Annotated in this window: 15 protein-coding genes; 6 read left to right on the top strand and 9 right to left on the bottom strand. The window is 66.4% G+C overall.

What is annotated here, in order from left to right:
* The first annotated feature begins 82 nt into the window (after positions 1-82).
* Together AB4083_RS01245 and AB4083_RS01240 are read left to right on the top strand one after the other, a co-directional pair.
* The gene (locus AB4083_RS01245; RefSeq protein ID WP_441605936.1) at positions 83-2,098 is read left to right on the top strand and encodes an amidohydrolase family protein; all 2,016 of its coding nucleotides are present in this window, start codon (positions 83-85) and stop codon (positions 2,096-2,098) included.
* Between the two features lie 71 nt (positions 2,099-2,169).
* Positions 2,170-2,619 carry a YybH family protein gene (locus AB4083_RS01240; protein WP_441605935.1) on the top strand — a complete coding sequence of 150 codons (450 nt, stop codon included), beginning with the start codon at positions 2,170-2,172 and terminating at the stop codon, positions 2,617-2,619.
* Between the two features lie 114 nt (positions 2,620-2,733).
* Here AB4083_RS01240 and AB4083_RS01235 read toward each other — a convergent pair whose 3' ends face one another.
* Positions 2,734-5,385: a M1 family metallopeptidase gene (locus AB4083_RS01235; RefSeq protein ID WP_441605934.1), complete on the bottom strand. Its 2,652-nt coding sequence runs from the start codon at positions 5,383-5,385 to the stop codon at positions 2,734-2,736.
* A gap of 793 nt (positions 5,386-6,178) precedes the next feature.
* Between AB4083_RS01235 and AB4083_RS01230 the strand changes: the two genes are divergently transcribed.
* From AB4083_RS01230 to AB4083_RS01220, 3 genes are all read left to right on the top strand, one after another.
* Complete coding sequence (locus tag AB4083_RS01230; protein WP_441605933.1) at positions 6,179-8,065, top strand: PKD domain-containing protein; 1,887 nt, start codon at positions 6,179-6,181, stop codon at positions 8,063-8,065.
* A gap of 330 nt (positions 8,066-8,395) precedes the next feature.
* Positions 8,396-8,851 carry a helix-turn-helix domain-containing protein gene (locus AB4083_RS01225; protein WP_441605932.1) on the top strand — a complete coding sequence of 152 codons (456 nt, stop codon included), beginning with the start codon at positions 8,396-8,398 and terminating at the stop codon, positions 8,849-8,851.
* Positions 8,852-8,853: 2 nt separating this feature from the next.
* Complete coding sequence (locus AB4083_RS01220; protein WP_441605931.1) at positions 8,854-9,420, top strand: PIN domain-containing protein; 567 nt, start codon at positions 8,854-8,856, stop codon at positions 9,418-9,420.
* A 27-nt stretch (positions 9,421-9,447) separates the two neighbouring features.
* Here the strand turns inward: AB4083_RS01220 and AB4083_RS01215 are convergent, their stop codons facing one another.
* Complete coding sequence (locus tag AB4083_RS01215; RefSeq protein WP_441605930.1) at positions 9,448-10,212, bottom strand: DeoR/GlpR family DNA-binding transcription regulator; 765 nt, start codon at positions 10,210-10,212, stop codon at positions 9,448-9,450.
* A gap of 81 nt (positions 10,213-10,293) precedes the next feature.
* Here AB4083_RS01215 and AB4083_RS01210 point away from each other — a divergent pair, with 81 nt between their 5' ends.
* Complete coding sequence (locus AB4083_RS01210; protein WP_441605929.1) at positions 10,294-10,881, top strand: NUDIX domain-containing protein; 588 nt, start codon at positions 10,294-10,296, stop codon at positions 10,879-10,881.
* Between the two features lie 401 nt (positions 10,882-11,282).
* Here the strand turns inward: AB4083_RS01210 and AB4083_RS01205 are convergent, their stop codons facing one another.
* From AB4083_RS01205 to hflX, 7 genes are all read right to left on the bottom strand, one after another.
* Positions 11,283-11,717 (bottom strand): hypothetical protein, encoded by a 435-nt coding sequence (locus tag AB4083_RS01205; RefSeq protein ID WP_441605928.1) that lies wholly within the window; start codon positions 11,715-11,717, stop codon positions 11,283-11,285.
* Positions 11,718-11,742: 25 nt separating this feature from the next.
* Positions 11,743-11,913 (bottom strand): hypothetical protein, encoded by a 171-nt coding sequence (locus AB4083_RS01200; RefSeq protein WP_441605927.1) that lies wholly within the window; start codon positions 11,911-11,913, stop codon positions 11,743-11,745.
* Positions 11,914-11,995: 82 nt separating this feature from the next.
* Positions 11,996-13,288, bottom strand: coding sequence for an adenylosuccinate synthase (locus tag AB4083_RS01195; RefSeq protein ID WP_441605926.1), 1,293 nt, complete (start codon positions 13,286-13,288; stop codon positions 11,996-11,998).
* A gap of 79 nt (positions 13,289-13,367) precedes the next feature.
* On the bottom strand, positions 13,368-13,553 hold the full coding sequence (locus AB4083_RS01190) for a DUF2065 domain-containing protein (protein WP_441605925.1): 186 nt from the start codon (positions 13,551-13,553) through the stop codon (positions 13,368-13,370).
* Between the two features lie 11 nt (positions 13,554-13,564).
* Positions 13,565-14,431, bottom strand: a complete 867-nt coding sequence (gene hflC / locus AB4083_RS01185; RefSeq protein WP_441605924.1) for a protease modulator HflC — start codon at positions 14,429-14,431, stop codon at positions 13,565-13,567.
* Positions 14,431-15,588: an FtsH protease activity modulator HflK gene (hflK, locus tag AB4083_RS01180; protein ID WP_441605923.1), complete on the bottom strand. Its 1,158-nt coding sequence runs from the start codon at positions 15,586-15,588 to the stop codon at positions 14,431-14,433. The genes hflC and hflK overlap by 1 nt, the downstream gene beginning before the upstream one ends.
* Positions 15,589-15,776: 188 nt before the next feature.
* The gene (gene hflX / locus AB4083_RS01175) at positions 15,777-17,084 is read right to left on the bottom strand and encodes a ribosome rescue GTPase HflX (RefSeq protein WP_441605922.1); all 1,308 of its coding nucleotides are present in this window, start codon (positions 17,082-17,084) and stop codon (positions 15,777-15,779) included.
* Positions 17,085-17,091 lie beyond the last annotated feature (7 nt).

The following is a 17,091-nucleotide window of genomic DNA, read 5'->3' as shown; positions in this document are numbered from 1 at the left end:
CCTTCGGGGCATTGCAAGCGTGGGAGACGGCTGGTCTGATCGCCAACCTACGCCGACCGCGCCGTAGCCCAGGGAGCCGACCATGCCGCACCTATTCGCTCGTTCGCTCGTCCTCGCCAGCTTGCTCGTCCTCACGCCCCTGCCTGCTCCTGCGCAGACATCCGCCACGACCGAGCAGGGCAGCTTCGTGCTGCACAAGTTCGCCCGCGCGATCGGCACGGAGAGCTATACGATTTCGAACGAGAAGGGTCAGCTGGTCCTGCGCTCGGATTTCAGCTTCAAGGATCGCGGCACCGAAGTGCCGCTGAAGACCGAGTTCACCGCGGCCGATATCACGCATCCGTTGAGCCTGAAGAGCGACGGCCAGTCCTCGCGCCAATCGCCGATGCGCGACAGTTTCACGCTCGATCCGCAGACCAGCCGCATCAAGCTCGTGCGCGACGGCAAGACCACCGAACACCCGGCCACCGACACCACCTTCCTGGTGGACGGCTATTCGCCGGTGGCGATGCAGCAGATGCTGCTGCGCTACTGGCTGGCCAAGGGCAAGCCGGAACGCATCGCCGCGCCGCCGGACGCCGACATCCATATCCAGCCTGCCGGCGACCTGGAGATCCAGGCCAACGGCAAGACGGTGAAGCTGCATGGCTATGTGATCAGCGGCCTGGTCTGGGGCAACGAGACAGCCTGGCTGGACGACCGGCAGCAGCTCGCCGCGGTGGTCACCACCGACAGCGAATTCGATCATTTCGAAGCGGTGCGCACCGGCTACGAGACCGCACTGCCGAACTTCATCCAGCGCGCCGCCGCCAACAACCTGGAGGCGCTGGTCAAGCTCACCGAGAGCGCCAGGCGTCCGCCATCGAAGAAGCTGGTGGTCACCCACGTCACCCTGATCGACGGCACCGGCGCGGCGCCCAGGCGCAACGCTTCCGTCTACGTCGAAGACGGCCGCATCGCGCGCATCGACAGCAGCGGCGCGGCGCCCAAGGCCGAACCAGGATTGGACGTGCTCGACGGCAGCGGCAAATTCCTGATCCCCGGCCTGTGGGACATGCACGCGCACTACGAGCAGGTGGAATGGGGCCCGATCTATCTCGCCGCCGGCGTCACCACCGTGCGCGACTGCGGCAACGAGTTCGACTACATCACCACCGTGCGCGACGCGATCCAATCCGGGCGCGGCATCGGCCCGCGCCTGTTGATCGCGGGCATCGTCGACGGCAATGGTCCGATCGCCCTGGGCGCCATCACTGCCGACACGCCCGAGGAAGCACGCGCGGTAGTGCGGCGCTACAAGGACGCCGGTGCGATCCAGATCAAGATCTACAGCAGCATGAAGCCCGCGCTGGTGCCGGTGATCACCGCCGAGGCGCACAAGCTCGGCCTCACCGTGACCGGCCACGTGCCCGAGGGCATGACCAGCGCGCAGGCGGTGGAAGCCGGCTACGACGGGATCAACCATATCCATTTCGTCGCGCGCGACCTGCTCGGCATGAAACGCGGGCAGCCGATGCCGCCGCTGGACTTCAAGACGCCGAACGCGCGCCGGCAGCTGGCGCTGTTCAAGCAGCACCACACGGTGTTCGACGACACCATCGCCTTGTTCGAACTGTTCTCGAACCCCAGCACGACGCCGCTGCGCTCCATCGAACCGGGCATCGACCATGTCGCCGCGCCGCTGGCGCCCGCCTTGAACGCGATGGGCACGCCGCCGGATCGCGCGGAGGAAACCACCAAGCGGTATCAGTACATGCTCGCCACCTTGCGCGAATTGCATCGCCAGGGCCTGACCATCGTGGCCGGCACCGACCAGGCGATTCCCGGCTATTCGCTGCATCGCGAACTGGAGATCTACGTGCAGGCGGGCTTTACGCCGATGGAAGCGTTGCAGGCCGCGACCAGCGTGCCGGCGAAAGTGCTGGGGCTGGATAAGGAAGTCGGCACCGTGCAGGTGGGCAAGCGCGCGGACATGCTGCTGCTCGACGGCGACCCGCTGGCGGACATCCACAACACGCGGCGCATCGCCAAGACCATCGCCAACGGCAGCGTGTACGACCCGGCGCCGCTGTGGGAATCGGTCGGCTTCAAGCCTTGAAGCTCGTCATTCCGGCGCAGGCCGGAATGACGCATGATGGGTTGTCGCATCCACGATCGAGGAGACACACCATGCGCAAGACCCTGCCCTTCCTGCTCGCCGCGCTGGCGTTCGCGCCGTTCGCGCATGCCGCCGACGAAAGCGCGGTGATCCGCTCCGTGCTTTCCGCGCAACAGGACGCCTGGAACCGCGGCGACATCGACAACTTCGTCACCGCCTACAAGGACGCGCCGGATACCACCTTTATCGGCGCGAAGATCCGCCAGGGCTATGCACGCATCCTGGAGAGCTACAAGAAGAATTACGCCGGCAAGGAGCAGATGGGCAAGCTCACCTACTCCGATATCGACGTGCGGCTGCTGCCTTGTCCCGATGGCCAGTCGCACTATGCGGCGGTAACCGGGCGTTTCCACCTGGACCGCAGCGCGCATGGCACGGCGGCGAAGGATGATGGCGTGTTCTCGTTGTTGTGGGAGAAGACGAGCGGCGGCTGGAAGATCGTGCTCGATCACAGCTCCTGAACTACGCCGGCCGGGGTGAGCGCAGCGAACCCCAACCTGGGCCGGATGCGATGGGCGATCCAAAAAAGAGGCCCGCTTGCGCGGGCCTCAAAACTCAAACCACCTCGGTGAAACTTATGCGCCGTGCGCCTTCAACCAGGCGTCGATGGCCGGCAAGCGCTCGTTCTTCACCTTGATGCGGTACTCGATGGTCGCCACCGCCGTATCGGCATCGCGGCGCGAACCGGCTGCCACGTACTTTTCGGCATAGGCCTTCACCTTGCCCACCATCGCCGGATCCAGCGAACGCGAGGCGAGCTGCGGGTAGTAGCGGCTGCTTGCGCTGGAATCCACCTTCTTGTCCACCTCGGCCTTGTGCGCCACGGCGAAGTCGAAGGCCAGTTCCGGATGCTGGGCGGAGACCACGCTGATCATGCTGGCGCTGTTGGTGGCGCCCGGTTCGTCGGTCAACGCCAGGTCCAGCGTCTTCTGCCCCAGCGCCTTGTCGCGGCTGATCGACAGCAGCGTGTACAGCTGGTCCTTCACCAGCGGGGTCTTCTCGGCCTTGGCCATGGCGTGCAGGCGGTCCCAGGTGGCGGCGTCCGCGTTGCGGGCGACCACGCCCAGGATGGTGCGGCGCAGGGCCGCCGGCATCGCCTTGGGGTCCTTGTCCTGTGCATCGAAGCGGCGCTGCGCTTCCTTCAGCACGGCCGGATCGCCGAGGTTGCCCAGCGTGCCGATCAGCTCCATGCGCTGGATCTTCACCGGGTCGGCTTCGCCTTCCTTCGGCTCCCAGCCCACGCGCGCGAACACCGGCGCCAGCTTGGCGATGGCGAACTTGCGGAGCGCGGCCTGGCGCGCGGCGTCGCCCTGGTAATAGCCGTCCAGGCCGCTCAGGTCGTTGGCGACGTCGCCCCAGATCTGCGGATCGGCATCGGCCGGCGTGGCCTGCACCAGGTCCAGGAAGTCGGACGACGGACGCTTGCCGGCCATGCCCAGCGCCCAGGTGTCGCCCAGCGTGCCGAGCTGGTCGATCGGCGGCAGCTTGGCGAAGTTGTCCTTCAGCGCGGCGAATTGCTCGGTGCCGTACAGCGTGCGGTAGTAGCCGCTCTGGCCGGCATTTACCACCACCGCGCCGCAACCGGGCACTTCGAGCGTGGCCTTGCCACCGGTGACCAGGGTGCGCGTGGGCGCACCGCCTAGGGTCTGCGCGATCACCGGCACGCGCCAGGACAGCGGCTTCTTGTCCGGGCGGTCGCGGGTGAACTCGCCCTGGCTCAGCTTCAGCGTGGTCTTGCCGCCGGCGCAGCTGGCCGAGTCCACCGTGATCAGCGGGATGCCCGGCTGCAGGGTGAAATCGTGCGCGATGTCGGCGATCGGCTTCTTCGAAGCCTGCTCCACCGCGCGCCACAGGTCATCGGACACGGTGTTGCTGTAGGCGTGCTGCTTCATATAGAGCCGCACGCCGTCGCGCCACGCATCGGCGCCGACATAGCCTTCCAGCATGCCGATCACCGCCTGGCCCTTCGAATAGGTGATGGCGTCGAAGGCCTGGCTGGCCTGCTCCACCGTCTCCACGTGCTGGATGATCGGATGCGTGGTGGCGATGGCGTCGCGGCCCATCGCGCCTTCGCGCACGTTGACCTGCTCCAGCTTGGTGTTCCACTCCGGATGCAGCTTCTCGGTGGTGCGCGCTTCCATCCACGAAGCAAAGCCTTCGTTGAGCCACAGGTCGTCCCACCAGCGCATGGTGACCAGGTCGCCGAACCACTGGTGCGCCATCTCGTGCGCCTGCACCGAGAACACGTTCTGCTTGTCGGCCTGGGTGGAGATGGTGGGGTCGAGCAGCAGCACGTATTCGAAGGTGTAGATCGCGCCCCAGTTCTCCATCGCGCCGAAGAACTGGCTGCGGCCCGGCGAGGCGATGTTGTCCAGCTTGGGCAGCGGATACGGCGTGCCGAAGTAGTCGTTGTATTCGGCCAGGATGGTCTTGGCCGAATCCAGCGCGAAGTTGGCCTGCGACAGCATGCCCTTCTGCGTGACCACGCCGACCTCGGTCTTGCCGGCCATGGCGGTGGCGCGCTCGAACTCGCCGACGCCGAAGAACAGCAGATAGGTGGACATCTTCGGCGAAGGCTGGAATTCCACCTTGGCCAGGCCGTTGCCGGCGTCGCTCTTCTTCGCCACCGGCATGTTGCTCACCGCCATCTCGTCCGCCGGCACGATGGCGGTGAGGTTGAAGGTGGCCTTGTAGTTCGGCTCGTCCCACGACGGGATGAAGCGGCGGGCGTCGGAGTTCTCGAACTGCGTGTACAGCGCGCGCTTCTTGCCGGCCTTGGTGTCGTAGTCGATGGCGAACAGGCCGTTGGCCTGGGTGCCGATCTTGCCGGCGTAGCTCATGGCCAGCGTGTAGCTGCCCTTGGCCAGCGGCTTGTCGAAGCTGAAGGTGGCGGTCTGCTTGTCTTCGTCCACCGCGACCTTGGCGGTCTGCGCCTTGCCGCCGGCCGGCGTCAGGGTGACTTCGGCAAAGCTCATGCCCATCGCGTTGAGCGTGATGCTGCCGGTCGATTCCAGCACGTCGACCTTGATGGCGACCTTGCCGTCGAAGCTCAACTTGTCCGCATGCGGCGTCACCGTCACGTCGTAGTGGATGGGGCGCACGTTGCGCGGCAGCTGGGTGGTGGTCTGTTCGACCGCGTGCTTGGCTGCAGGAACGGCGGCGACGGCGCTCATGGAGGCGCTCGCGAGCGCCAGGACGATCGCGGAAACCAGGGTGGAACGGCGCATGTCAGCTCCTTGGGAAAGGCGTGGGGTCCGGCGGATGCCGGGAGGGTGCGTGGGCGGGCGGCCGGCGAAGCTCCCCTTCTCCGGCCCGTCCCCGCGATGGTCGCCGGCCATGGCAGGCGGTAGCACGGCCCGGAAGTCATGGCGGGGGCGGCGATGCCGCCGGACGGGGCCGCACGGCAAAAGCGCGCGGCGGCGGAAAATGCGCCTTAGCGCGGACTTAGCAAATACTTAGATGGAGTTTGCGCGAAGCATTCGAATAAATCCCTGTAGTGCGCTGCATCTCGATTTTCGGAACGCAATTAGTTGCCGGCCTTAAACGATTACCTAAAAAATCCCTGCACACGCCTTTCACTCACCGCGAAAGCCTCGCGTAATGCTTAAAAACAAGCACTCTTCGCACCCGCGCAGCGAGCGGGTCAGTGCCGCAATGAAAATCGTTTTGCGAACCATTATCGGCGCAAAAACCCAGCGCATTAATTTGCGGAATTTCACCTAAGTTAATCGCGACAAACAGCCACGGAAAATGCCCCAAAAATCCGATTGACCCGGGCCACCCGGGTACTTATATCGTCGTCAATTCGCCGACCCGGGGAGGGGTTGACGAAGATCCCGGTGGAGGCGCCGCGGTGGCACGCGTCGACTCGCCGTGCCAGGGGAAGCGGTCCGGGATTCGTGGGGAGCAAGACCGAAACCAGGTCCGGCCCAAGCCGGGCCATTCACTTGTGCATGGGGTCCGTGCGGCCGCATCGGGCGCGCTTGTCCCCAACAACCTCAACCGGGGAGTCATTCACTCATGAAGACGTGTTCCATCGCAGTGACCGTCATGACCGCGCTGCTCGCCCTGAGCGGCGGCGCTATCGCCGCCAGCGGCCCGCCCGTCGCCGGCGCCGGCGCCGCCAATCAGGTCACCAATCCTTATGCGCCCAACTACGAGCACCCCTATCGCCACGGTGCCGTACCCACCCGTGAAGCGCACAGCCAGATGAAGCAATGGGCGGCGTTCCACCTGGCGACCGCCGCGGCCACCGGCACGCAGACGCTCAGCTACGGCGGCGGCATCGACGGCATCGGCGTCACCAGTGGCACGCCCAAGGTCTACCTGGTGGTGTACGGCAGCCAGTGGGGTACCGCAGGCACTAACGCTAACGGCAACATGACGCTGTCCGGCGATGCCGCCGGTGCCGTTCCCTATCTGCAGCAGATGTTCAAGGGCCTGGGCAGCAACGGCGAGTTGTGGTCCGGCGTGATGACCCAGTATTGCGACGGCACCGGCGTGTCCTCCGGCGCCACCTTCTGCCCCACCGGCGCTTCCTACGTCGGCTATCCCACCGGCGGCGCCACGCTGGCCGGCATCTGGTACGACAACTCGGCCGCCTCGCCCGGCAACGCCACGGCCGCGCAGCTCGGCCAGGAAGCGGTGAAGGCCGCAGCGCACTTCGGCAACACCACCGCCGCGTCCAACCGCTACGTGCAATACGTGATCCTGTCGCCCACCGGCACGCATCCGGACGGCTTCAATACGTCCAGCGGCCAGTTCTGCGCGTGGCACGACTACAACGGCGACGTGGGCGCGAGCTCGCCATACGGCGACATCGCATTCACCAACATGCCTTACGTGCTCGACATGGGCTCCAGCTGCGGCCAGAACTTCGTCAACAGCGGCAGCGCCGGCAATCTCGACGGCTTCTCGCTGGTGAACGGCCACGAGTACGCCGAGACCATCAGCGACCAGAATCCGGCCGGCGGCTGGACCAATCACACCGGCTCCAGCTACAACGGGCAGGAAAACGCCGACGAGTGCGCCTGGCTCAGTTCCGGCCAGGGCGCCAGCGCCAACGTGGCGATGAGCACCGGCAACTTCGCCATGCAGAGCACCTGGTCCAACGACACCAATCGTTGCGATCTCGCGCATCCGGTCGTCGGCGGCGGTGGCGGTACCGGCGGCACGCCCACCGCGAACTTCAGCTACACCACTAATGGCCTGACCGCCAACTTCACCGACAGCTCCACCGACAGCGGCGGCAGCATCACCGCGCACGCCTGGACCTTCGGCGACGGCGCTACTTCCACCGCCACCAACCCGAGCCACACCTATGCGGCCAACGGCACCTACAGCGTGGCGGAGACGGTGACCGACGGCGCCAGCGGCAAGACCAGCAGCAAGACCGCGTCGGTGGCGGTGTCCAGCGGCGGTGGTGGCGGCAGCCAGCTGATCGTCAACCCTGGCTTCGAGACCGGCGCGGCGTCGCCCTGGTCGATGAGCTCCGGCGTGCTGTGCAGCAACAGCAGCTGCAGCGGTGAAACCGCGCACGGCGGCAGCTGGTTCGCGTGGCTGGACGGCTATGGCAGCAGCCACACCGACACTGTCTCGCAGAGCGTGGCGATCCCCGGCGGCAAGACCAGCGCGACGCTGACGTTCTATCTGCACATCGACACCGCCGAGACCACCACCACCACGGCGTACGACAAGCTGTCGGTGCAGGTGCTCAACAGCAGCGGCACCGTGCTGAAGACGCTGGCCACGTACTCGAACCTCAACAAGGCTTCGGGCTACGCGCAGAAATCGTTCGACCTCAGCAGCTATATCGGGCAGAACGTGACCATCAAGTTCACGGGCACCGAGGACAGCTCGCTGCAGACCTCGTTCGTGCTGGATGACGTCAACCTCAACGTGCAGTAAGTCGCAGCCTGATGGTGTGAAACGGAACGGGCCCGGTCGATGACCGGGCCCGTTCTGCATCGGCCGTACCTCGGCGACGCGAGCCTCCACCAGGCGGTTTTGTCCGACTTTCATGCCAAACCGGCTGACCGCCGATCAAGGGCGGCTCTAATCTGGCTTGTCCCCCAACTCCGCCACCGCCGCGCAGTCATGCGCTTGCCGGCAAGGGTAGGGGCGACGGTTATACGTCTGGCACGACGAATTTTCGTTTATTTCTGATATTGCATTTATTTCGAATACGGAGCAGGATCTGCCATGAATGTCGTCAGGATCGACCACTGGAGGGCTCCCATGACCGCGCTGCGCCAAGGCATTCCATCGCTGCCGCCCACTCCCGAAGAAGCCGAAGCCGCCCGTTCCAGCGGCCGCCTGCTGGCCGCCTACCTCGGCGAAGGCGGCAGCGGACGCATCATGGTCATCGATGGCGACGGAACCATCGACGTGCCGGTCAGCGCCCTGCGCATGCTGGTGGAAATCCTCGCCAACATGGCCGAAGGCAAGGCCGTCAACATCATCCCGGTGAAGGCCGAGCTGACCACCCAGCAGGCCGCCGACTTCCTCAACGTATCGCGGCCGCACCTGGTCTCCCTGCTGGAAGCCGGGGCCATCGATTTCCACAAGACCGGCACGCACCGGCGGATCTACGCCAGCGACCTGCTGGCCTACCACCAGCAGCGCGATGCGCAGAGCAGAAGCGCCCTGGACGAGCTGGCCGCCCAGGCGCAAGAGCTGGGCCTTGGGTACTGATCGTGCCCTTCCCGGTGGTCTACGACGCCTGCGTGCTGTATCCGGCGCCTTTGCGCGACCTGCTCATGCGGCTTGCGCTTACCGGCCTGTTCCGGGCCCATTGGACCGATCGCATTCACCACGAATGGATGCGCTCGGTCCTGGCCAGGCGCCCGGACCTGAAGCCGGAAGCGCTGGAGCGCACGCGCACGCTGATGAATGCGGCAGTGCCTGATTGCCTCGTCACCGGCTACGAGCCACTTGAGCAAGGGCTGGCGCTCAAGGACCCCGACGACCGCCATGTGCTGGCGGCGGCGATCAAGTGCCATGCCGGGGTGATCGTCACCTTCAATCTCAAGGACTTCCCGCAAGACGCGCTCAAGCCATACCACATCGAAGCGCAGCACCCCGACGAATTCATCCATCACTTGTTCGACCTGCAGCGGACCAGCGTCTGTGCCGCGGTGAAAGCTCAACGCGAAGCCTTGAAGCAGCCACCGAGGACGGTCGAGGAAGTGCTGGCCACCCTGCTGCAACAGGGGCTGCCCACCACCGTGGCCGCACTTCGCCCGATGCTGGCCATGCTGTAATCGCGCTGCTGTAATCGCGCGGAGTTCTTACTCGTCCCCCGCCCGCACCACCGCCAAGCCGAGCGCCACGAACGGCGCGACCACCGCCTCCGGCGTATCGCCCTCCACCACCAGCGTCTGCGCCGCCTGCACCGGTGCGATCGCATACGGCGACGCGGCGTGCAGCTTCTCCGCCGAAGCCAGCACCACCACTTCCGCCGCGCGTTCGATCAGCGCACGCTTCACGCTGGCCTCCTCGAAATCGCCGGTGCTCAGGCCTGCCGTGGGATGCACGCCGGTGACGCCCATGAAGTAGAGGTCCACCCGCACCCTTGCGATCGCCTCCATCGCAGCGGCGCCGACCGCCACCACCGAGTGCTTGAACAAGCGTCCGCCGATCAGCACTACCTCGATGCCCGGATGCTCCACCAGCTCCACCGCGATGCTCGGGCTATGCGTCACCACCGTGGCGCGCAGCGTCGACGGCAGGCTGCGGGCGAGCTGCACGCAGGTCGTACCGCCATCGATGAAGACCACCTGCCCCGGCAGCACCATCTGCGCCGCGCGCTGCGCAATGGCGGACTTCGCTTCCGGGCCGATGTACTGCCGCTGTGCGAAGTCCGCCATCGCCGGCGAAGCCGGCAAGGCGCCGCCATGCACGCGTTGCAGCAGGCCCTCGGCCGCCAGCTCGCGCAGATCGCGGCGCACGGTGTCTTCCGACACGCCGAAAGCCTCGCTCATGGTCTTGGCAACGACCTGCCCGTCCCGTTTCAGGGCGGCGAGGATGGCTTGCTTGCGCTGGCTGGTCAGCATGGTATTTGCACGAAATTAATTGACTTTGCACGAAATTGCACGATACGGTAAGCAGCGTCCCCTGTCCAGCCGGATTCCCCTATGTCCACCACCGCCGAACGCGTCCGCGTGATCGACAGCCAGGTGCTGTCGCATGACTGGTACCTGCTTAAGAAAACCATCTACGACTTCCGCCGCGCCGACGGCAGCTGGCAGCGCCAGCAGCGCGAGACCTACGACCGCGGCAATGGCGCCGCCCTGCTGCTGTACCAGCGCGAGGCGCGGCGCGTGGTGCTGGTGCGCCAGTTCCGCTTCCCCTGTTTCGTCAACGGCCACGACGGCATGCTGATCGAAGCACCGGCCGGCCTGCTCGACCAGGCCACGCCCGAGCAGCGCATCCGCGCCGAGGCCGAGGAAGAAACCGGCTATCGCATCGGCGCAGTGCGCAAGGTGTTCGAAGCCTTCATGAGTCCGGGTTCGGTCACCGAGAAGCTGCACTTCTTCGTCGCCGAATACGACGCCGCGCAGAAGGTGAGCGACGGCGGCGGCCTCGCCGGCGAAGGCGAGGACATCGAAGTGCTGGAGCTGCCGTTCGACGAAGCGATGGCGATGCTTCGCCGCGGCGAAATCGTCGACGGCAAGACCATCATGCTGCTGCAGTACGCGGCGATGCATGTGTTCGCGGCCTGAGCGAACGCCAGACGAAAAAAAAGCAGGGTCGCCGAAACGGCCCTGCTTCTGTCGGAATAGATCCGTCACGCGTGGGTGGCATCGCTCGGGTAACGATGCCCGCGTGACGGAGGGGGAGAAACCAGACGCGAGCCAAGAGCACTGAAGCACTCCGGCCCGCTGACCATCTCCGGCCGCCTGGAGCCGACCATGGCTGCGCGCAACCTTAGGTTGCGTTCCTTGCCTCGACTTTTATCCAGCGCACAAAGCGACCAAGAAACGGCGGATCGGGGCTTGCAATGACTGTGTTTGTGCAGAGGCGCACATGCGATTCACGTGCTGGATCGCACCGCTCTTCACGGCGCCTTATCACGCGTTGCGCAGAACACTCGCCAGACGAGCATGTGCGCACGCTCGCCCGGTCATTTGCCACGCCATGACCTGACGCGTATGCCGGACTGATAGCTGTCGCCCACGCGCGGCTCCGGCAGCTCGCTCTCCGGATCGACCACCTGCCCGAGCATCTGCCTGCCTTCGCTCTGGTCGAACGAACGATGCGTCTTCGCCTGCCCCGTGCCGCTGCGATGGCCTACGCCGCCTTCCGGTGCGATCGCCCGCTCCGGCATCGAACTCGCTGCGGCATGCTCGCCGTCGTCGCCATTCGATCCCGACTCGTCTTCGTCCTCGTCTTCGCGCGGCAATTGCCTGGCGGGCACGCTCACCGACTCGTCATCGGGTGATCCATTCGGCGCGCCCTGCTCCGGATCGCGCTCGCGCTGCGCTTTCTGCGCCGCTTGGTGACTGCTGCTGTCGACGGCGACGTGGCGGCGGGGCTGCTTGTTGTCTGCATTAGCCATGGCATGCGCTCCTGCTGCGGAGAGTTCATGGTCCGACCTGCGCGGTCAGCATGGCGTGGAAGCGATGTTCTGATAATGATGTTCTGATAATGATGTTCTGATAATGATGTTCTGATAATGATGTTCTGATGATGGAAAGCCGGGATGAAGGCAGGACGATGCGACTGGCGTTTGCCTGGCCGCGGCGCTCGTCCACGGCGAACCCATCCAATGAAGAGCCCCGCCATGAAAAAGCCCCGCATGGCGGGGCTTTTTCACCGTCAAACCATCACGCCCGATCAGGCGAACGGATCGTCCAGCACGATCGTGTCGTCACGATCCGCACCGGTCGCCACGATCGCCAGGCGGCAGCCCGACAGCTCTTCCACCGCACGCAGGTAGGCGCGCGCCGCGGCCGGCAGCTTGTTCCAGTCGCGGATACCGGCGGTGGACTCGTCCCAACCCGGGAATTCCAGGTACACCGGCTTGCACTCCGCCCAGCCGTCCGCATCCAGCGGGGCCAGTTCGCGGCGCTTGCCGCGGTATTCGTAGGCGATGCAGACCTTGATGCTGGGCAGGCCATCGAGCACGTCGAGCTTGGTGATGGCCAGGCCGTTGATGCCGTTGATCTGCACGGCGCGCTTGAGCGCCACCAGGTCGATCCAGCCGCAGCGGCGCGGGCGGCCGGTGCTGGCGCCGAACTCGTTGCCGACCTTGCGCAGGCGCTCGCCCATCTCGTCGTGCAGTTCGGTCGGGAACGGACCGCCGCCGACGCGGGTGGCGTAGGCCTTGCAGATGCCCAGCACGTAGTCGATGTCGCCCGCGCCCACGCCGGTGCCGGCGAGCGCGCCGCCGACGGTGGTGTTGGACGAGGTCACGTACGGATAGGTGCCGTGGTCGATATCCAGCAGTGCGCCCTGGGCGCCTTCATACAGGATGTGACCGCCTTCCTTGCGCACGTCGTGCAGGATGGTGGCGACGTCATCGACCATCGGGCGGATGAACTCGCCATAGGCCAGCGCATCGTCCAGCACCTGCTGGTAGTCGACCGCCTCGGCCTTCAGCCACTGGGTCAGGATGAAGTTGTGGTACTCGACCGCCACCTTCACCTTTTCCGGCAGTTCGTGCGGATACATCAGGTCGGCCACGCGGATCGAGCGGCGGGCGACCTTGTCCTCGTAGGCCGGACCGATGCCGCGGCCGGTGGTGCCGATCGCGCTCTTGCCGGCGGCGGCTTCGCGCGCCTTATCCACGGCGATGTGGTACGGCATGATCAGCGGGGTGGCCGGGCTGATCTTCAGGCGCGAACGCACTTCCACGCCCTGCGCTTCCAGCTCTTCGATCTCGGTCTTCAGCGCCTGCGGCGACAGCACCACGCCATTGCCGATCAGGCAGAGCGCGTCGTCGCGCAGGATGCCGGACGGAATCAGGTGCAGCACGGTCTTCTTGCCGCCGATGACCAGCGTGTGGCCGGCATTGTGGCCGCCCTGGAAGCGTGCAACCGCCTGCACCCGCTCGGTCAGCAGGTCGACGATCTTGCCCTTGCCTTCGTCGCCCCATTGCGCGCCGAGGATTACGACTGACTTGCCCATGATCTTTCTCGCTCGTAGGTCGTGGCCCCATCGGGGGGCCGGAGGATGTTGAATCGAAAACGTTGCAGGCAACCGCGCGTCAATGCACCAGCTGCAGGAACAGCAGCCCGGCCGCCATGACCACCGCGCCGCAGATGCGCAGGCTGCGCGGCTCCATCTTCAGCGCCTCGCGCACCAGGCTCTGCCAGCCGCGCGGGGAGGCGAACAGCACCAGCCCCTCGATCACCAGCACGAGGCACAGCGCAGCGGCCAGGTCATGCGACATGCCCGCTCGCCTCAGCGCTTGCTCGCGCCGTCGTTGAAATATTTCAGGAATTCCGAATCCGGCTTCAGCACCAGCACGCCCTTGCCGTCGTCGAACGACTTGCGGTACGCGCCGAGGCTTCTATAGAAAGCGAAGAATTCCGGATCCTGCCCGTAGGACTGCGCATAGATCGCCGCGGCCTGCGCGTCGCCTTCGCCGCGGACCTTGGCAGCGTCGCGCTCGGCGTCGGCCTGGATCACGCGGCCCTGGCGGTCGGCGTCGGCCTGGATGGTGTCGGAGGCCTGCTTGCCGGTGTAGCGCAGTTCGTTGGCCAGCTGCGAACGCTCGGCGCGCATGCGCTTGTAGACCGATTCGCTGACTTCGTCCGGCAGGTCGATGCGCTTGATGCGCACGTCGACCACGGCGATGCCCAGGCTCTTGCGGGCCGCGTTGTCGGTCTGCTTGCGCACGCGCTCGGTGATGTCCTTGCGGCCACCGGCGATCAGCTCCTGCAGGGTGCGCGCATTGAACTCGAAGCGCAGCGCGTCCTTCACGATCGGCGACAGGCGATTGGCGGCCTGCAGCTCGGCGCCGGCGGTGGCGCGGTAGTAGACGGCGTTGTCGGCGATGCGCCACTTCACGTAGAAGTCGACGTTGACGCTCTTCTTCTCGGAGGTGAAGTAGCGCTCCGGCTGCGCCTCCAGGGTGAGGATGCGGTTGTCGAACAGGATGGCCTGCTGGATCAGCGGCAGCTTGAAGTGCAGGCCGGGCGTGTCGCCGGTGCGCACGATGCGGCCGAACTGCAGCACCAGGGCACTCTGCCCTTCATGCACCACGTAGGCGCTGTTGAAACCGAGCAGGACGGCAAGCACCACCAGGATGCCGGAGAGGAATTTCATCACTGCTTCTCCTTGCCCGCGTCGTCGCCGGCGGCGGGCGCGACGGTGCCCACGCCCGGCAGGTCGCGCGCGGCGGCGCGGTCCAGCGGCAGATAGATCATGTTGCGGCCATTGGTGCCGTCCAGCACCTTGGACGTGTTGGACATGACGTCTTCCATGGTTTCCAGCCACAGGCGGCGGCGCGTCACTTCGGGCGCGGCGCGGTATTCCTTGAGGATGAGATCGAAGCGCGCGGCGTCGCCGTTGGCGCGGGCGACGCGCTCGACGCTGTAGGCCTGGGCCGCAGCGAGGATGCGCGCGGCTTCGCCGCGGGCCTCGGGGATCTTCTGGCTGGCGTAGGCGCGGGCCTTGTTCTCGGTGCCCTGCTTGTCTTCGCGTGCGGCGTTGACGTCGTCGAAGGCTTCCTTCACTTCCTGCGGCGGCGAGACGTTCTGGAAGCTGACGTCGGTGACGGCCAGGCCGGCGTCGTAGCTGTCCAGCGTGGCCTGCAGGATCTCGCGGGTCTGCTGCTGCAGCGTGTCGCGCGCCTGCGCGGCGGCGGCGGCCTGTTTGACCGCGACTTCGGCGGCGGCGACCGGCGCGGCGCTGGTCGAAGGCGCGGCGGGCGCGACGGCCTGCTCGGGGGCGGAGCTGGTGAGGATGTTGTCCATCACGTTGGCGCCGACCACGGAACGCACCGCGGCCTCGGCCGCCTGGCGCAGCGTGTCTTCCGGCTGGCCGCTGACCGAGAACAGGTATTTGCGCGCGTCCGACACCTGGTACTGCACGTTGAAGTCGACCGCGATGATGTTCTCGTCGCTGGTCAGCATGCGCACCTTGTCGGAGACCGAGCGCACCTCGGTCGTGCTGACCTTGGTGACGGTCTCCAGCGGACGCGGCAGCTTGAAGTGGAAACCCGGGCCCAGCGTGCGGGCGTACTGGCCGAAGCGCAGCACGACGGCAGCCTGGCGGGCATCGACCACCGTGGCGCTGCTGAACAGCAGCGAGGCCAGCAGCAGCACCAGCACCACGGCGAGCAGGCCGCCGGGGCCGCCGCCGAGGCGGGACAGCCGGTTCTTCAATTGTTTCAGGGCATCGTCCAGACCGGACTTGCCGGGGTTCTGGCGAGGCTTGCCCCAGGGATCACGTTGCCCGTTGCCGGGTTCGTTCCAGGCCATTGTCAGTCTCCTTGAGGCCGCTGGGAGGCCGGCAGTAAAGCCGGAAGCACCTTGGTCAGAAAGCATCATGGTGGCGAGTCGCGTCCGGGCAAGGTCCTGCCCGGCACGGAAGCGGCACAAACAGCGGGCATTCTAGCAGAGGCGCTGGATGCGAGTCCTTCTCCCCTGCGGGTTAGGCAAGGTCGCGGTCAGGCCTCGTGCGGTTCGCCGAGCACGCCGCGCAGCAGCTCCGCTTCCGCCGGGCTGCCGCCGCTGAGCGGGGCGATCACGCTGCGCGGGGCATCGATGCGCAGGCGCCAGCCGTCCTCGTCCACGTCCTCACTGGCGATGGCGCCGGCGGCCTTCAGCCGTGCGTGCAGGCGGCCGGCGGTGAGTGGCAGGCGCAGTTCGGACTGCACGCGCTCGCCGCCGAGCAGTTCGCCCAGCGCCTGGCGCAGCAGGTCCAGGCCCTGCCCCGTGGCGGCGGACAGCCACACGCTGACCGGGCGGCCTTCGTCGTCGCGGCCGATGCGCGGCTCGGTGCCGGCCAGGTCGATCTTGTTCATCACGCGCAGCTGCGGCACCTCACCGGCGTCGATTTCCTCCAGCACGCCGTCGACCACCTTGTGCAGGTATTCGCGCTCCTCGTCGGCGGCGTCGCTTACGTGCAGCAGCAGGTCGGCGTCGCGCGCCTCGGCCAGGGTGGCGCGGAAGGCGGCCACCAGGTCGTGCGGAAGATCGCGGATAAAGCCGACGGTATCGGCCAGCACGGCGGGACCGCAGCTGAGGTCGTCCAGCTTGCGCACGGTCGGATCGAGCGTGGCGAACAGCAGGTCGGCGGCAAACACCTCGCCGGAAGTCAGCGCATTGAACAGCGTCGACTTGCCGGCATTGGTATAGCCCACCAGGGCCACCCGCGGCACCGTGTTGCGCAGGCGCGCGCGGCGCTGCTGGGTGCGCTGCACCTGCACCTTTTCCAGGCGCTTGCTGAGCATCTTCACGCGCTCGGCGAGCAGGCGGCGGTCGGTTTCCAGCTGGGTTTCGCCCGGGCCGCGGTTGCCGATGGCACCACCGCGCTGGGCGTCCAGGTGGGTCCAGCCGCGCACCAGCCGGGTGGCCACGTGCTTGAGCTGGGCCAGCTCCACTTCCAGCTTGCCTTCGTGCGAGCGGGCGCGCTGGGCGAAGATGTCCAGGATCAGGCCGGCGCGGTCGACCACGCGGGTCTTCAGGTGCTTCTCGAGGTTGCGCTCCTGCACCGGGCTCAAGGTGTGGTCCACCAGCACCACGTCGGCCTCGAGCGCCTGCACCATCTCGGCGACCTCGTCGGCCTTGCCGGAACCGATGTAGTAGCGCGGGTTCGGATCCTCGACGCGGGCCGCAATGCTGCCCAGCACCTCGGCGCCGGCGGATTTCACCAGCTCGGTGAATTCTTCGGCGCGGCGCACGGTGTCGCCCTCGCCACGGGAATGCGGGAGCACCAGGACGGCGCGCTCGCCTTTCTTTTGTCTATCGAACACGGATGCG

It is taken from the genome of Dyella sp. 2RAB6, from assembly GCF_052115385.1.
Lineage (GTDB): Bacteria > Pseudomonadota > Gammaproteobacteria > Xanthomonadales > Rhodanobacteraceae > Dyella_D.
This window is presented reverse-complemented; position numbering and strand designations above follow the sequence as displayed.

Excerpts from the sequence above, each read along its gene's own strand:
- AB4083_RS01245 (WP_441605936.1), top strand. The coding sequence starts at position 83 with ATGCCGCACCTATTCGCTCGTTCGCTCGTCCTCGCCAGCTTGCTCGTC.
- AB4083_RS01240 (WP_441605935.1), top strand. The coding sequence starts at position 2,170 with ATGCGCAAGACCCTGCCCTTCCTGCTCGCCGCGCTGGCGTTCGCGCCG.
- AB4083_RS01235 (WP_441605934.1), bottom strand. The coding sequence starts at position 5,385 with ATGCGCCGTTCCACCCTGGTTTCCGCGATCGTCCTGGCGCTCGCGAGC.
- AB4083_RS01230 (WP_441605933.1), top strand. The coding sequence starts at position 6,179 with ATGAAGACGTGTTCCATCGCAGTGACCGTCATGACCGCGCTGCTCGCC.
- AB4083_RS01225 (WP_441605932.1), top strand. The coding sequence starts at position 8,396 with ATGACCGCGCTGCGCCAAGGCATTCCATCGCTGCCGCCCACTCCCGAA.
- AB4083_RS01215 (WP_441605930.1), bottom strand. The coding sequence starts at position 10,212 with ATGCTGACCAGCCAGCGCAAGCAAGCCATCCTCGCCGCCCTGAAACGG.
- AB4083_RS01210 (WP_441605929.1), top strand. The coding sequence starts at position 10,294 with ATGTCCACCACCGCCGAACGCGTCCGCGTGATCGACAGCCAGGTGCTG.
- AB4083_RS01205 (WP_441605928.1), bottom strand. The coding sequence starts at position 11,717 with ATGGCTAATGCAGACAACAAGCAGCCCCGCCGCCACGTCGCCGTCGAC.
- AB4083_RS01195 (WP_441605926.1), bottom strand. The coding sequence starts at position 13,288 with ATGGGCAAGTCAGTCGTAATCCTCGGCGCGCAATGGGGCGACGAAGGC.
- AB4083_RS01190 (WP_441605925.1), bottom strand. The coding sequence starts at position 13,553 with ATGTCGCATGACCTGGCCGCTGCGCTGTGCCTCGTGCTGGTGATCGAG.
- hflC (WP_441605924.1), bottom strand. The coding sequence starts at position 14,431 with ATGAAATTCCTCTCCGGCATCCTGGTGGTGCTTGCCGTCCTGCTCGGT.
- hflK (WP_441605923.1), bottom strand. The coding sequence starts at position 15,588 with ATGGCCTGGAACGAACCCGGCAACGGGCAACGTGATCCCTGGGGCAAG.